General features: G+C 54.8%; 14 protein-coding genes. 8 read left to right on the top strand and 6 right to left on the bottom strand.

Features of this window, described 5'->3' with window-relative positions; genetic code table 11:
* On the top strand, positions 1-515 hold a 515-nt coding region (locus tag QZ197_RS09995), incomplete at its 5' end, for a lytic transglycosylase domain-containing protein (RefSeq protein WP_296431768.1).
* A gap of 57 nt (positions 516-572) precedes the next feature.
* Here the strand turns inward: QZ197_RS09995 and QZ197_RS09990 are convergent.
* The 6 genes from QZ197_RS09990 to miaA form a co-directional block, all read right to left on the bottom strand.
* The gene (locus tag QZ197_RS09990) at positions 573-2,645 is read right to left on the bottom strand and encodes an ABC transporter ATP-binding protein (RefSeq protein ID WP_296431767.1); all 2,073 of its coding nucleotides are present in this window, start codon (positions 2,643-2,645) and stop codon (positions 573-575) included.
* A gap of 73 nt (positions 2,646-2,718) precedes the next feature.
* Complete coding sequence (locus tag QZ197_RS09985) at positions 2,719-4,164, bottom strand: ABC transporter permease (protein WP_296431766.1); 1,446 nt, start codon at positions 4,162-4,164, stop codon at positions 2,719-2,721.
* Between the two features lie 15 nt (positions 4,165-4,179).
* Positions 4,180-5,226 carry an ABC transporter permease gene (locus QZ197_RS09980; RefSeq protein WP_296431765.1) on the bottom strand — a complete coding sequence of 349 codons (1,047 nt, stop codon included), beginning with the start codon at positions 5,224-5,226 and terminating at the stop codon, positions 4,180-4,182.
* 134 nt (positions 5,227-5,360) lie between these two features.
* Positions 5,361-7,019 (bottom strand): ABC transporter substrate-binding protein, encoded by a 1,659-nt coding sequence (locus QZ197_RS09975; RefSeq protein ID WP_296431764.1) that lies wholly within the window; start codon positions 7,017-7,019, stop codon positions 5,361-5,363.
* Positions 7,020-7,254: 235 nt separating this feature from the next.
* Positions 7,255-8,061: a helix-turn-helix transcriptional regulator gene (locus QZ197_RS09970; protein ID WP_363157889.1), complete on the bottom strand. Its 807-nt coding sequence runs from the start codon at positions 8,059-8,061 to the stop codon at positions 7,255-7,257.
* Between the two features lie 74 nt (positions 8,062-8,135).
* Positions 8,136-9,032: a tRNA (adenosine(37)-N6)-dimethylallyltransferase MiaA gene (miaA, locus tag QZ197_RS09965; protein WP_296431762.1), complete on the bottom strand. Its 897-nt coding sequence runs from the start codon at positions 9,030-9,032 to the stop codon at positions 8,136-8,138.
* Positions 9,033-9,190: 158 nt separating this feature from the next.
* On the opposite strand from miaA, the gene pyrH reads away from it, so the two are divergent.
* From pyrH to QZ197_RS09930, 7 genes are all read left to right on the top strand, one after another.
* On the top strand, positions 9,191-9,916 hold the full coding sequence (gene pyrH, locus QZ197_RS09960; RefSeq protein ID WP_296431761.1) for a UMP kinase: 726 nt from the start codon (positions 9,191-9,193) through the stop codon (positions 9,914-9,916).
* Between the two features lie 154 nt (positions 9,917-10,070).
* On the top strand, positions 10,071-10,634 hold the full coding sequence (gene frr, locus QZ197_RS09955; protein ID WP_296431759.1) for a ribosome recycling factor: 564 nt from the start codon (positions 10,071-10,073) through the stop codon (positions 10,632-10,634).
* Between the two features lie 31 nt (positions 10,635-10,665).
* A complete protein-coding gene (uppS, locus tag QZ197_RS09950) occupies positions 10,666-11,391 on the top strand; it encodes a polyprenyl diphosphate synthase (RefSeq protein WP_296431758.1) in 726 nt (241 codons plus the stop codon).
* Positions 11,392-12,195: a phosphatidate cytidylyltransferase gene (locus QZ197_RS09945; protein WP_296431756.1), complete on the top strand. Its 804-nt coding sequence runs from the start codon at positions 11,392-11,394 to the stop codon at positions 12,193-12,195.
* Positions 12,192-13,361, top strand: coding sequence for a 1-deoxy-D-xylulose-5-phosphate reductoisomerase (dxr, locus tag QZ197_RS09940; RefSeq protein WP_296431755.1), 1,170 nt, complete (start codon positions 12,192-12,194; stop codon positions 13,359-13,361). The genes QZ197_RS09945 and dxr overlap by 4 nt, the downstream gene beginning before the upstream one ends.
* A gap of 4 nt (positions 13,362-13,365) precedes the next feature.
* Positions 13,366-14,700 (top strand): RIP metalloprotease RseP, encoded by a 1,335-nt coding sequence (rseP, locus tag QZ197_RS09935; protein ID WP_296431754.1) that lies wholly within the window; start codon positions 13,366-13,368, stop codon positions 14,698-14,700.
* 105 nt (positions 14,701-14,805) lie between these two features.
* Positions 14,806-15,335, top strand: a 530-nt coding sequence (locus QZ197_RS09930; protein WP_296431752.1) for a POTRA domain-containing protein, incomplete at its 3' end; no start/stop codon positions are given.

The raw sequence follows: 15,335 nt of genomic DNA, 5'->3' as shown, positions 1-15,335 counted from the left end.
AGCAGGTATCGACGATGTCGCGGTCGGGATTGTTGCAAAGTCAGACTTCGGTTTTGGATGGACGGGCAGCACAGCAATATGAAAACTCGGTTCGTTTGCTGCCGCCGCGGACGGATGGCTTTACAATTACCCCGTCTTACGAGGGCGACTATAACGGCCCCTTTTTACGCTTGGCGCGCTCGGCTGCCACGAAACACGGGGTGCCAGTGGGCCTGTTTTTGCGGTTGATCGAGCAAGAAAGTGGTTGGAACGCAGCGGCAGTTTCATCCAAAGGCGCGCTGGGACTGGCGCAGTTAATGCCAAACACCGCCAGTGATTTAGGCGTTGACCCGGACGATCCTTTTCAGAACCTAGACGGCGGCGCACGGTATTTGCGTGCACAATTCGAGGCGTTCGGAACATGGCCGCTTGCGCTGGCTGCATATAATGCAGGACCCGGTGCTGTGGCGCGGCATAGCGGTATCCCGCCGTTTGCCGAAACCCAGAACTATGTTTTGGTGATCTGGGGCGAGTGACGATCTTGTTGCCAAGATCGCCAGCCTCCGGCGGGAGTTTTCAGAGCAAGATGATCGTTACTCTGCCGCGATTTGAATAACGGGTTCCATCTCTGCCAGATCGGCATCGCTTAGGTGGCACTTGATTTGGTGACCATCAGCGACAAACCGGACGGGCGGTACTTCTTTGTCACAAAGACCGTCAGCTACCTTTGATTTCCAACCGCACCGCGTTTGGAACGGGCAACCGCTGGGCGGGTTCATTGCTGATGGGATGTCGCCTTCAAGCACGATGTGCTTTTTCTTAACCTTGGTGTCGGCGATTGGCACGGCTGAAAGCAGCGCCTCTGTGTAGGGATGGTAGGGCGGCGAGAACACCTGATCGGTGCTGCCCAATTCGACCACATGACCCAAATACATCACCATAACGCGGTCAGACAGATAGCGCACGATGGACAGGTCATGGCTGATGAACAGCAGCGTTGTTTTATGTTCGCGCTGGATTTCCATCAGCAAGTCTGTGACTGCAGCTTGAACCGATACGTCCAACGCTGAAACAGGTTCGTCGGCCACAACGATGCGCGCGTCACCCGCAAATGCGCGTGCAATACCAACACGTTGCTTTTGACCACCCGACAGCTGGCGCGGCATGCGGTCGGCAAATTCACGTGGCAGTTTGACCAGATCAAGCAAGTTGAGCATCCGCTCGCGACGTTCGGTATCGTTGGTCCCGATGCCAAAAATCTCGAGCGCACGGATGATTTGGCGACCGACTGTCATAGAGGGGTTCAGGGTGTCGAACGGGTTCTGGAACACCATCTGGATGTCGGCGATCGTCTTTGTGTCGCGCTGTTCAATGGGTGTGTTGCCGATCGATTTGTTATCGAGCAGAATTTCCCCTTCGGTCGCCGTTTCTAGGCCCATCAGGACCTTTGCAAAGGTGGATTTGCCGCAACCGGATTCGCCAACAATCGCCAGTGTTTCGCTTTCACGCGCTTCGAAACTCAGCGTTTCATTGGCTTTGACGACTTTCTTGTCGCCACCGCCAAAGAGCGCATTCGCGGCCACTTCGTAGTATTTTTTGAGGTTGTCCATTTTCAGAACAACCTGTCCGGGTTCCGGTTTTTCTTTCTGTTCACCAAGCTGCATGGGTGCTTGCCAGTCGATCTCTTTGAACTTTACGCAGCGGGACTGGTGGCGGTCATTGCCCGGCACCGGTTCCATCGGGATAAAGCCTGCGTCGCAGCGGCCCGGTTCAAAGTAATCGCACCGTGGACCAAAGTTACAGCCTTGTGGACGTTCATGCGGCAAGGGGAAGTTGCCCGGAATTGCCACCAACGGGCGAGCGTTCTTGTCTGCGCCGGGCAGGGGGATCGAGCGGAACAGCGCCTGTGTATAGGGGTGCTGCATTTCGTCGAAAACGTCTTCGATGCTGCCACGCTCGACCGCTTCGCCAGAGTACATGACGCAGATACGGTCGCAGGTCTCAAGGACTAGCCCTAAGTTATGGCTGATGAATAGCATCGAGGTGCCGTACTTTTTGCCAAGGTCTTTGACCAGTTCGACAACGGCGGCCTCGACGGTCACGTCAAGCGCGGTTGTCGGTTCGTCGAGGATCAAAAGCGACGGCTTCGACATCAGCGCCATCGCGATCACGATACGCTGCTGCTGGCCACCAGAGAGCTGGTGTGGATAGCTGTTCAGCATCCGCTTTGGATCGGGCAGTTTCACGTCTGTGACAACTTCGAGCGCGCGTGCGTAGGCCTCTTTTTCGCCCACACCTTCGTGGATCATCGGCACTTCCATCAGCTGCTTGCCGATTTTCATGGCAGGGTTAAGTGACGCCATAGGCTCTTGATAGATCATCGCAATTTCGGAGCCACGGACCTTGCGAAGTTCCTCGGGCGACATTTCGCACAGGTCGCGGCCTTTAAACTTGATCGAGCCGCCGACGATGCGACCGTTTACGCCAAGGTCTTGCATGATACCCAGCGCCACGGTGGATTTGCCGCAACCGGATTCGCCGACAAGGCCTAGCGCCTCTCCGGGCATCACGGTCGCAGAGAAATCCATCACGGCCGGAATTTCGCGCAGACGGGTGAAGAAAGAGATTGAGAGTTTGTCGATCTCTAGGATGGGTTGTTCAGTCATTCTTTGATCCCTTTTAGGGGCCGGCAAGCCGGCGTCACGAAAGGCCTCGCCCAAAGGGCGAAGCCCGTGATGTTTAGTCTTTAAGGCTTTCTTCGCGCAGACCATCAGCCAGCAGGTTCAGGCCAAGCACAAGGCTGAGCAGTGCGACTGCAGGTGGCAGGGCAGGGTGTGCATAGATCAGCAACAATTTGCGGCCTTCGTTGATCGTTGACCCCCAGTCCGGGCTTTCGGAAGAAAGACCCAAGCCAAAGAAACCCAAGGTGCCTAGGAGGATGGTTGTGTAACCAATGCGCAGGCAGAAATCGACGATCAGTGGACCACGCGCGTTGGGCAAGATTTCCCAAAGCATGATGTACCAAGCACCTTCGCCACGGGTTTGAGCGGCAGCGACATAATCGCGGGTGCGCAAATCAAGGGTCAGGCCACGGACGATACGAAACACGGTCGGTGCGTTTACAAAGACAACGGACACAAAGACCACAAGGATCGAGATATCAAACAGGTCCATCCATTCAGGCAGGAAGTTAATGACCGTGCCTTTTTGGTTGATGACCGAAAGATAAAGCCACCCCAAGACGATCAAGACGGGGGCCAAGATCATGTTGCGCTTGGCCGGTTGGGTGTAGAAACGCGAGTTCAGCAAAACACCGAAAAAGATCAGCGGGAATATGAACAAGAACGCCGCCATATAAGACGGGATGCCTGTTTCGACGATTTCCGGCGTGACCAGCAAGTAAAACAGCAAGATGACCGGGAACGCGAGGATCAAGTTCGCCACAAACGACAGGAACGTATCCAGCTTACCGCCATAGAAACCTGCAGGCAGGCCCAGCGTGATCCCGACCATAAAGGCAAAGATCGTGGCCAACGGTGCAATCGCAATCACAAAGACCGATCCCGTCACGACGCGGCTAAAGATGTCGCGGGCAAGGTTGTCGCCACCCAGAAGATAGTGCGCGATCGCCCCATCGGTGCCTTCTGGCACAGGAACACCGGGTGTCTTGTTCTTTAGTCCCGAAACCTGGCTGAGGTAGTCATGCGTGATAATCATGTCGAACAGGCCGACGAACAGCGCTGTGAACACCCAAAACATGACCAAGCCAAAGCCGATCATGCCAACGGTGCTGTCAAACAGTTTGCCATAAAGGCCCAGCTTGCGCTTGTAGATGATTGAAACCGCATAAAGTGCGACCAGTGCAATCCAGACCGGCAAGAACCGTTTGGACATTTCACCTAGAATGCCAGCGCTGCCATATGGCATCACCAATGGCACCAATATGTAGGCGACAACGACGGCAATCAGTCCCAGGAACAAATACTTGACCGCTGTTTCAGACATGCCCAAGGCGCCGCCGCGTGATTGCAGCGTGCCATCGGCATTGGATTGAAGGGTCATCGGCGCTGCGAACAGTCCCAGAACCAGTTGTGCGACAAGAGCTATGGCAAATAGCGCCACTACGAGTGTCAGTGCGGGGTTGAGGATGGTGCCAAGGCTACCGGTCCATGATAAAGCTTCCATGTCCTGATCCTCCCTTTAAGAAATACGAATGCGTGGGTTCAAGAAGACATAGCCGATGTCGGAAATCAGCTGTGTGATCAAAACCACGAAGACGGATACGATTGAGACACCAAGCAGCAGTTCGATGTCGTTATTACCGGCGGCTTGCACCAGCACCCAGCCAAAGCCTTTGTAGTTGAACAAAGTCTCGACGATGACGACGCCGTTCAGCAGCCACGGAAATTGCAGCATGATCACCGTAAACGGTGCGATCAATGCGTTGCGCAAAGCGTGTCTGAGGACAATCTTGGGAAAGCTGACGCCTTTCAGGCGGGCGGTGCGGATATACTGGGCAGTCATGACTTCGGTCATTGATGCCCGCGTCATCCGCGCGATATAGCCCATGCCGTAAAGCGCGATGGTCATCACTGGTAAGAAGAAGTTTTCAAAAGTGGCATCCTCCATCGCGGAAGTCGCCGTACCTTTGAACCATTGCATCCCGAATGTCGCGGTCGCAAAGACCGAGATAAAGACAACACCTGATACATATTCCGGTGTGGCCGTCGAAATAATGGATACCGTTGAAAGACTGCGGTCCGTGCGGGACCCTTCGCGCATGCCCGCAAGCACACCCAAGATCAACGCGCCGGGGATCATGACCATCATGACCCAGAACATCAGTTTCCCTGTCAGCCCCAATCTTGTGGCAACAATGGTGGAAACATCGTCTTTGAAGACAGTGGAAAAGCCCCAGTCACCTTGCAAGATACCGCAAAACGTTGATGCGTCCGCGACTTCGACACCCGGACCTGCGCAGCGTGCGCGCACTTCGCCGTCGGCGCCTTCGATGACATAACCGGGCATAACACCCAGCCATTGGCCGTATTTAACCGGCAAGGCTTGTGAATACCCGCGATTTTCCAGCCAGCTGACCACAGCTTCGTCCGACATGCGGGCGTTGCCTTGGGTCTTGGCAAGTTTCTCGAGGTTTGGTGCAAGATTTGTGAGCCAGAACACGATAAATGTCAGGCATAAAGCCGTGAGGATCATAACCCCAAGGCGGCGTAAAATAAACAGTCCCATAAAGGCCCCTGTCGGTGAGCTATGTCAGAACGTTGCCTGACTATTCGTCTTTTTACTGCGGCCTTCGGTTTTCCAAAGATCCGCTTTCGGTAGCAGAAAAAGGCCGCCCCATCACTGAGGCGGCCCTTCTTTTGTTAAGCCGCGAAGGCGACTTTATACATCTGCGGGAGGTATGCGATGTGCATGTCCCAGCCCACAATGCCAGGTTTGGCGTGGCGGTAAAGTGAACGCCAGTATGGCTGGATCGTGACACCTTCGTCGGACATGATCGCTTGCAGCTTGGCCATTACAACGCGGCGTGCATCTGCATCCGCGATAGCGTTGGCTTCGGCCAGAAGAGCGTCGAACTCTGCGTTTGCAAAGCCGGATTCGTTCCAAGCTTCACCGGAACGGTAAGCAAGGCCCAAAATCTGCGTATCAAGTGGACGGTGGTTCCAGTTCGTGGATGAGAACGGGTACTTTGTCCAATCGTTCCAGAAGGTCGAACCCGGGATGATTGTCCGCTTGATGTTGAAGCCAGCGTCACGCAACTGGGCGGCAACCGCGTCAGTTGTGTTCTTGCGCCAGTCATCGTCAATCGACACGATTTCCATCTCGAAGTCCTGCATGCCAGCTTCGGTCAGCAATGCAAGCGCGCCCGCTGGATCGAATGGCAATCCAGGAACATCTGCCCATGCAGGGTGCATTGGACCGACATGCTGGTTGCGCGCCACTTGACCCAAGTTGGAGTAACCCAGCTCAAGACAAACCGCGTTATCAACAGCCATTGCAATCGCCTGACGTACACGCTTGTCAGCATAAGGCTTCATGCCATCAACTTCGGCCAATTGGTTTGGACGAATTGCGATCGTCGCCGCAGATGCGATCTCTGAACGCTCCCAGCCGATGCCTTCAACAACTTCAACAAAGTCGCCGACAGTCTCATAGAACATGTCAACTTCGTCAGATGCAGCTGCAGCCACCCATGCGGATGGGTCTGTGCCATAATCCACATATTCGATCCGGTCGAGGAATGCGCCTTTGCCTTCGGCATAGCCCCACCAATCGAAACCTTCGTTACGCACGAGGATAGCTTTGACACCAACTTCGAGGCTCTCTGGCAAGTAAGGACCAGTGCCGACTGGGTTACCAGTCATGTTTTCTGCGTCGAAATCAGCAGGAACAATCGCGGCAGGATAGTCAGCCATGCCCGCAATCAACGAGATGTCCGAACCTGGCAGGTTCAATTGTACAGTGTGGCTATCGACAACTTCAATGCCGCCATCAACGGCTAAACCTGTGGCTTCGTCGATCAGGATCGCGAAACGGCCAGCCATGGAATTGCCTTCCATGTTCTTGTCACACCAGCCTTCAATGTTGCGCGCAACGTCGTCAGCAGTGAAATCAGACCCGTCGTTCCACTTAACGCCCTTGCGGACATTCAGAACATAGGTCGTCGCGTCATCGTTCACAGTCCAGCTTTCAAGCAGCATAGGCGCAAACGAACCGTCGTTGTTATATTCTACGAGATACTCGAGCCAACCATGCGAGAAGAACGCGATCTGCGTCCAGTCGTATGTGCGTGGATCTTTCAGCGCGCGAACTTCCATTTGCATGCGGATAGTGCCGCCTTGCTTGGCGTGTCCACCAGCGTGTGCAGGTGCTGCAGCACCGATCAGCGCGTAGGCTGCGGTCGCGGTCACACCCAATGCGGTCGTACGTGCCATGAATTCACGGCGGCTGAGTTGGCCCGCCATTTCTTCTTTGGCGTACATCAGCGCTGCGGGGTGGATCGTGTCGTTTGAATGCGTCATTCATTTCTCCCTATGAGACGTTCGTTTTATTGCGGATTATAGTTGCGCTGCATTCTTCCAATGCTTTCTTGATAGCGCTACCCGTCCAGCCGCCATACGGCACAATTTTTGGGCGCGCGTCAACAGGTGCATTAGCAATTTATATCACGTTTACGACACGTTGGATGTCGGAAACCGACATTTTTGATGAAATATCCAAAGCGCTTTGATGCTGCAATGCAGCATGCCCGCTGTGCTATGCGCGAAATCTAGTGTGGGATTTGCCGCGAAATTCAGACGGTGTTTGACCTGATTTTTCTTGAAAGCTGCGGGTGAAATATGCGGGCGACTGGAACCCCAAGGCCTGCGCAATGCCCTGAATGGGGGTCGCGGTTTCTTTGAGAAGCACGCAGGCCTCGTAGTGGATTCGGTCATTCAGCAGCCCCAAAGCAGACCGACCACAGGTCTTGCGGCAACAGCGCGTCAGATGTGTCGGGGTCACGCCAAGTGCGGCAGAAAACTCTGCCACGCCGCGATCAGAATGGAAGTCATGCGCAATCATCGCCGTATAGCGCGCCACCAGCTTGGCTGCAGCGGAAGCGCGGCGCACATCAATCGTCGCTGGATCGCGCGCCTTAAGCTGGCGTTCAACAAAGATCGTCAGCAGCCCGAAATAGCATGACGCCGCACGCGGGTCGCGACCCGGCTGCAGTTCACGCTCGATCGCTTCGATAAAGGTGACCAGTTCTTTTTGTGGGTCAACATCCAGCAAGCGCAGGTGAAAGGAGGTTTCTGGCCAGCCTGTTGCATCGGGGATGGTCAGGCTTTGGGCAAAGACCGTTTGGCCGACTTCCATGCCGTACATCGTGTGCGGGGGGATATAAATCAGGTTATTGGGACCGTACCCGTTGGTCAGTCCCGCGATAGTAATGCGTCCTTGTCCCTTGCCGATCCGGATCAAGCGCGCCGTTGCGTGACTGCGCATGGCCTCGGTGCGCCAGCGCGCTGCGTTTCCGCCATGCGTAATGGTCGCCAGCGCGAGCGCGGGCAGGGGTGTGTTCATTATGTTCATCAACGTGCCTCGATGTCTTTTTTCACCGATTCTGCGCAGAAAGCCGTTTGGAATCAATCCGCTGCCTAATCTGTCAGACGCAGTGTTGCAGATAAGTCGGGGCTATCGGCGGGAACTTGCTGCCAATCGCTGTGCCGTGCACGAAACCAGGTGCGTTGGCGTTTGGCATATTGCCGCGATGCGATGATTGCGGCCTCGCGGGCGGCGTTAAGGGTCATATGACCCTGCAGGTGCGCGATCAGTTCCGGTGCGCCGATTGCCTTGGAGGACAGATTGTCTGGGTTCCAGTGCGGCAGCATCGCGCGGGCCTCGTCCAACGCGCCTTGCTGCAACATCAGGTCAAAGCGCTGCGCAATACGCGCGTTCAGCCAATCTTTCGGGGCTTCCATTGTGATGCAAACAGCGGTCAGGGCGGGCAAGAGTGGCGGTGGCGTAGCATTTTGCCAGCTTGCCAGCGTTTGGCCCGTCGCGCGCTGCACTTCCCATGCACGCTGGACGCGCACGCGGTTTTGGATATCGATCCGCACTGTGGTGTCGGGGTCAAGGTCGCTTAATAGATCAGCAAGACTGATTTCGTTCGCCATCGCGCGGACTGGTGCGGGAGTGGGTGGAATATCGGCTAGTCCACGTGTCAGTGCGCTAAAGTTAAGACCCGTCCCACCCACGATGATCGGGCGCTTTTTGCCCGACAGATATGGTGTGACGTCGCGCAGCCAGTGCCCGACAGAGTAGGGCGCGTTGAACTGGATATGGCCGTAAAGTGCATGCTCTGCGACGGCAAGGTCCACATCATCAGGCCGTGCTGTTAGTATGCGCCAGCCATCGAACACCTGAAGCGCGTCTGCGTTTACGATCACGCCCCCTTGGTGTTGTGCGATATGCAGGGCCAGCGCAGATTTCCCTGACGCAGTCGGGCCTGCGATCAAAACAGGCATATCAGGAGTGATTGTGATCGCAGACATGAGGGACCAGACAGTTGTTAGACGCGATCAGCTTTACCTGACATGCGCCCATCAGTGAAGCGGTCAGCTTATCTGGTCTGATCTGGCCGAACGCCCATTGAACCTGACCCGTTTTTGCGACATTTTGTGCGCCAAGCAATGGCACAAAGGGGACCACCATGAGCGCGACCGGAAAAACGGCATATAAACGGGTGATGCTTAAGATTTCAGGCGAGGCGTTGATGGGCGACACGACCTTTGGTCTGCATCCGCCGACCGTGCAACGTATCGCGCGCGAAGTGAAATCGGTCCACGATATGGGTGTCGAAATCTGCATGGTCATCGGTGGAGGCAATATCTTTCGCGGCTTGCAAGGGTCCGCACAGGGGATGGAGCGTACGACTGCTGACTACATGGGCATGCTGGCGACAGTCATGAACGCATTGGCGATGCAATCTGCGCTGGAAGAATTGAATATCCATACCCGCGTGATTTCCGCAATTACCATGAATGAAGTCGCCGAACCCTATATTCGCCGCCGTGCTGTCCGTCACCTTGAGAAAAAGCGCGTTTGTATTTTCGCAGCAGGCACGGGCAACCCTTACTTTACAACCGATACGGCCGCGACGCTGCGCGCCAATGAAATGGCCTGCGAGGCGATTTTCAAAGGCACCAAGGTTGATGGCGTTTATGACAAGGACCCTGCAAAACATGCGGACGCGGTCCGCTACGATCAGGTTAGCTATGACGAGGTTTTGCAAAAGCATCTTGGCGTGATGGATGCCAGTGCGATTGCATTGGCCCGCGACAATGATCTGCCGATCATTGTGTTTTCGCTAGATCACGAGGGCGGATTTCGCGGCATTTTAGCGGGCGAGGGCACGTATACGGTCGTGAAAGATTAAGCTGAAGGTATGAGGGGCGCTGCCCCTCAAACTCCCCGAGGTATTTGAGAACAGAAGAAGGCGGTCGGGGTGCTGGCTATACAAGTGCATCCCTTTGGCCTAAAACAAAGAAAATGACGTGCCGTAAGGCCGAGATGAGGAAGACCGAAGAACAATGGCTGACGATTTTGAACTTGATACCGATGATCTGACCCGCCGCATGGAGGGTGCGATTGCAAACTTGCGCGTCGAACTTGCTTCATTGCGCACCGGCCGCGCCTCTGGTTCGATGTTGGAGCCGGTGATGGTGGACGCCTATGGCTCTATGACGCCGATCAACCAAGTGGGCACTGTAAACGTACCCGAGCCGCGCATGGTGACGATCAATGTTTGGGACAAGGGACTTGTCGGTAAGGTCGAAAAAGCGATACGTGAAAGCGGCTTGGGGATCAATCCTCAGCTTAATGGCACGATCATTATGCTGCCGATCCCGGAGCTGAACGAAGAACGTCGCCGGGAATTGACCAAGGTCGCCGGGAACTACGGCGAGAGTGCCCGTGTTTCGATCCGCAACCTGCGCCGCGACGGGATGGACCAGATTAAGAAAGCCAAAGCTGACGGCTTGGGTGAGGATGACCAGAAGTTCTGGGAAGCCGCCGTGCAAGAAGTGACTGACGCACATATCAAACTTGTCGATGAAACCGTCGAGACGAAACAAGCCGAGATCATGCAGGTCTGATCCACTCAACCCGAGCAGAAAAGGGGCAAAAATGCCCAAGGACGCCGACGCCAAAACTGCCCCTGCTCATGTCGCTATCATTATGGATGGCAATGGCCGATGGGCACAGCAGCGTGGGCGCCCGCGATTGTTTGGACATCATGCCGGCGCAAAACGTGTGCGCGAAATTGTAGCCGCTTGCCCAGATCTTGGGGTCAAGTACCTGACAATATTTGCTTTTTCTACCGAGAACTGGAAACGAACGCAGATCGAAGTTGCAGGGCTTATGAGCCTGTTCCGCCGGTATCTTGAGCGCGAAGCCAATGAACTTTTTTCAAGTGGCGTTTGTGTCCGATTTATCGGTGATCGGGTGCGGTTGGACGACAAGCTGGTCAACCTGATGGATGAACTGGAGTTGCGCACTGCAGAAAATGATCTGGTTCATTTGACCGTTGCTCTGAATTATGGCGGGCGTGACGAAGTCACCCGCGCAGCCCAGCGGTTGGCCTTTGAGGTCGCGCAGGGTCGTTTGGACCACCAAGATGTCGACGCCGAAAAGCTTGCGAGTTTTCTAGATACGCATGTTTTGCCTGATCCCGATCTCGTTATTCGGACCAGCGGCGAAGCCCGCATTTCAAATTTTTTATTGTGGCAATCGGCCTACGCTGAATATGAATTCGTCGATACGCTTTGGCCTGATTTTACGGCAGCCGAGTTTGCCAAAGTATTGAAAAGCTATGGTAAACGCGACCGTCGGTTCGGTGCGGTGAGGGCCTAAATGACACAATCGACGCTGCCCCCTGCAAAATGGGATGACTTGACCGTTCGCCTGATATCCAGCGCGGCGATGGTGGCCGTTGGCGCCGTTGGCGTGATTTTGGGTGGGGTTTGGTTTCAGATGCTTGTGGTGTTTGTCACCGCAGTGATGGTCTGGGAATTGTGGATGATGATCCGCGCAGATGAGCCGACAAAGGGGATGCTTTTGGCCGCCCTTGTTGCATCGGTGATGTCGGGCCAATTGGCCGAAGGTACATTGTTGGGCATGTTGTTGTTCTTGGTTGTGCCTGTGATTGGTGCGACCCAGCTCAAGACCGAAATCAAGACGTTCTTTATCTTTGCATTGGGCATTCAACTGGCCGGTTGGGGATTGGTGCATTTTCGCGATGACTATGGCTTTACCTGGATTCTATGGCTGATGTCGGTCGTGATTGTGACCGATATATTTGGCTATTTCGCAGGCAAATCATTCGGCGGTCCGAAATTTTGGCCCAAGATAAGCCCCAAGAAAACCTGGAGCGGCACAATTGCCGGATGGATCGGGGCGGCTTTGGTCGGTTTCATTTTCATGCTTTTCACCGATGCGGGCCTTTGGATCATTGCGATTTCTATGGTGCTTAGCTTTGCCGGACAAATGGGTGATATCGCCGAAAGCGCACTGAAGCGGCGTATGGGTGTTAAGGACAGCTCGACGCTGATCCCCGGACATGGTGGATTGTTTGACCGTTTTGACGCGCTTTTGGGCGCATCGCTGTTTTTGATCATTGTGGCAGATATTGTAGACGTCCCCGGGGTCGTCTTTTGAGGCGGATTTCGGTTTTCGGAGCTACGGGATCGGTCGGTCAAAGCGCGCTGGATCTGATTGCGCGGGCGCCTGCGGACTATGATGTCGTGGCGCTGACTGGTGGGCGCAATGTTGCCCAATTGGCCCAAGATGCGCGGGCGTTGCGGGCTGATCTGGCGGTTACTTGCTATCCTGAATGTTACAATGAATTAAAGGACTTGCTGGCTGATACCGAGGTGGAAGTCGCCGCAGGTGATGCCGCGATTGCACAGGCGGCTGCGCGCCCCGTTGATTGGGCACTTTCTGCGATTGTTGGTGCCGCAGGATTGGTTCCGGGGCTTGAGGCATTGTCGCACGGCACGACTTTGGCTTTGGCTAATAAGGAATCTCTGGTGACCGCAGGTCCGTTGTTGCTTGGCCGCGCCAAGGCGCATGGTGCCACGGTTTTGCCTGTCGATAGCGAACATTCAGCGGTGTTTCAGGCCCTGGTTGGTGAACATATGGCGGCGGTTGAACGGGTGATTATCACGGCTTCTGGTGGTGCATTTCGCGACTGGCCAATAGCAAAACTGGCAACTGCAACTTTGGCGCAAGCGTCCAGCCACCCCAACTGGGATATGGGCCAGCGCATTACAATCGATAGCGCGTCGATGTTCAACAAAGCGATGGAATTGATTGAGACGAAAGAGTTTTTTAACGTCTCACCCGATATGATCGAAGTGTTGGTGCACCGCGAAAGTTTGATTCATGCGATGGTTGGTTTCCATGACGGTGCGTTGATGGCGCATGTGGGTCCCCCTGATATGCGCCACGCGATTGGGTATGCCCTGCATTGGCCCGAAAGGCGGCATTTGCCTGTGGAACGGCTTGATCTCGCCAAAATTGGCACCCTAACGTTCGAAGCACCGGATGAAGCGCGTTATCCCGCACTTGGCATTGCCAAGCGGGTGATGGATCAGGGTGGGCTATCGGGTGCTGTGTTTAATGCTGCCAAAGAACGCGCGCTGGACGGATTTATTGCAGGTGACATCGGATTTTTGGATATGTCAGCGGTTGTTTCCGCGACGTTGGACAAAATGTTATCAGGTGGTGAGCTGCAAAATGCGGCTATCACCCTAGATAATGTTCTAGAGACCGACCGCCTTGCGCGTATCTACGCGGGCGAAGCAATTAACCAATTAGGATGACGTTTTGGATCTGATGCAATTTGTACCGATGTTCGGGAACTTCGCCTTTATGATTGCGGCCTTTGTGGTCGCGTTGTCGATCATCGTCGCGATCCATGAATATGGCCATTATATTGTAGGCCGCTGGTGTGGCATCCATGCAGAGGTGTTTTCGCTTGGTTTTGGGCCGGTGATTTTTCGGCGCACTGATAAGCGTGGCACGGTTTGGCAGATTGCGGCGCTGCCTTTGGGTGGTTTCGTCCGTTTTATGGGGGATGCGAACGCAGCCAGTGTTGGTAGTGACGGAACAGTGTCAGACGCCGATTTGCGCCGCACAATGATGGGTGCGCCACTGTGGGCGCGCACGGCAACTGTCGCGGCGGGTCCGGTGTTTAACTTTGTCTTGGCAATTGCGATATTTGCAGGCTCGATCATGTATCAGGGCCGGTCCGCAGACCCGCTGACCTTTGGCGAAATGCGTCCGTTACCGCCCAGCTTTAGCAGTGATTTGCGTGCGGGCGATGTGATGATTGCCGTCGAAGGTGTGCGATTTGATGAAGTTGAAGGCACCGTTAGTATCACCGATCAACTGCCGCTGATCGAGCGTATGTCATACACGGTGTCGCGCGATGGTGACATCATCGATGTCGAAGGTCCATATTATTTCCCGACTGCTGTATTAAGCGTTAGTCCGCGTTCGGCAGCGGATGACGCGGATATCAAGATCAACGATGTGATCACCGCCATTGATGGTGCGCCAGTATTCGCGTTCTCCCAAGTCCAAGAGCTTGTTTTGGCAGCCGATGGTGCGCCGCTCGAATTTGAGGTTTGGCGCGATGGCGAGACGTTGCAAAAGACGATTGCGCCGCGTCGTGTGGATATGCCGATGGCAGAAGGCGGTTTTGAAACGCGCTGGTTAATCGGCATTTCAGGCACGATTTTCTTTAACGAACGCACTGTTGCCGTCAGTCCTTGGGAGGCCACGCAGATGGGCGCGCGGGGGCTTTGGAATACTGTCACGACCTCGTTGTCGGCAATGCAGCATATTCTGTTCGGCCAAATCTCGACCTGCAATTTATCCGGACCGGTGGGCATTGCAGAAACCAGCGGATCAATGGCAGAGCAGGGCGCACAAAGCTTTATCTGGTTTATTGGTGCTTTGTCCGCGGCCGTCGGCTTGATCAACCTGTTCCCGATCCCCGTTCTTGACGGTGGGCACCTTGTTTTTTATGCCTACGAGGCTGTTACGCGCCGCAAGCCAAACGAACGTGCGGTGCAAGTGTTCATGTTCGTGGGCTTGGGTTTGATCCTGTCGCTGATGACGTTCACGATCCTCAACGATACGATCTTGTGCCCATAACGCATATTCGCACGTGACCCGCGTTTTTGGCCTTTTGGCGTTTTGACATCCTGCCCGATTGTCGGTAGGTCGAAAGTAACTGGTATCATGGCACGGGCGATCAAAATGAACACAACTGTTGGGCGCGTATTGGCGCATACTTTGGCAGCGGCGCGGACCTTATGGGTCGCCCTTTGTTTGTTGGGTCTGGCGGCCGGCGCTGCGCAGGCACAAACCTTTGCCTTCAGTAGTTTTGTCATCGAAGGAAACCAACGTGTCGAAGACGGCACCATCTTATCAGTTGCGGGACTTGCCCCCGGCGTTGGACTTTCAACTTCAGAATTGAACGCGGCAGGTCAGGAAATTCGCAACTCTGGCCTGTTTGAAACTGTTGAACTGATCCCCCAAGGCAGCCGTCTTTTGATCCGTGTCGTGGAAAACCCTACGATTAACCGGATCAATATCGAAGGAAACAGCCGCATTGATGATGCGGTTTTACTGTCGTTCGTCCAGTCACAGCCGCGCCGCGTCTTTACGCCCGAGCAGGCCGAAGCAGACACCGCTGCGATGATTGGTGCCTATGCCCGTCAAGGCCGCATCAACGCCTCGATCACGCCACGCATCATCCGATTGCCGGAAAACCGTGTTGATCTTGT

This window comes from Yoonia sp., from assembly GCF_017854415.1.
GTDB lineage: Bacteria > Pseudomonadota > Alphaproteobacteria > Rhodobacterales > Rhodobacteraceae > Yoonia.
The sequence above is the reverse complement of the archived record's forward strand: the minus strand, read 5'-3'. Positions and strand labels throughout refer to the sequence as shown.

Excerpts from the sequence above, each read along its gene's own strand:
- uppS (WP_296431758.1), top strand. The coding sequence starts at position 10,666 with ATGCCCAAGGACGCCGACGCCAAAACTGCCCCTGCTCATGTCGCTATC.
- QZ197_RS09990 (WP_296431767.1), bottom strand. The coding sequence starts at position 2,645 with ATGACTGAACAACCCATCCTAGAGATCGACAAACTCTCAATCTCTTTC.
- QZ197_RS09985 (WP_296431766.1), bottom strand. The coding sequence starts at position 4,164 with ATGGAAGCTTTATCATGGACCGGTAGCCTTGGCACCATCCTCAACCCC.
- pyrH (WP_296431761.1), top strand. The coding sequence starts at position 9,191 with ATGAGCGCGACCGGAAAAACGGCATATAAACGGGTGATGCTTAAGATT.
- miaA (WP_296431762.1), bottom strand. The coding sequence starts at position 9,032 with ATGTCTGCGATCACAATCACTCCTGATATGCCTGTTTTGATCGCAGGC.
- frr (WP_296431759.1), top strand. The coding sequence starts at position 10,071 with ATGGCTGACGATTTTGAACTTGATACCGATGATCTGACCCGCCGCATG.
- QZ197_RS09980 (WP_296431765.1), bottom strand. The coding sequence starts at position 5,226 with ATGGGACTGTTTATTTTACGCCGCCTTGGGGTTATGATCCTCACGGCT.
- QZ197_RS09945 (WP_296431756.1), top strand. The coding sequence starts at position 11,392 with ATGACACAATCGACGCTGCCCCCTGCAAAATGGGATGACTTGACCGTT.
- QZ197_RS09970 (WP_363157889.1), bottom strand. The coding sequence starts at position 8,061 with ATGAACACACCCCTGCCCGCGCTCGCGCTGGCGACCATTACGCATGGC.
- QZ197_RS09975 (WP_296431764.1), bottom strand. The coding sequence starts at position 7,019 with ATGACGCATTCAAACGACACGATCCACCCCGCAGCGCTGATGTACGCC.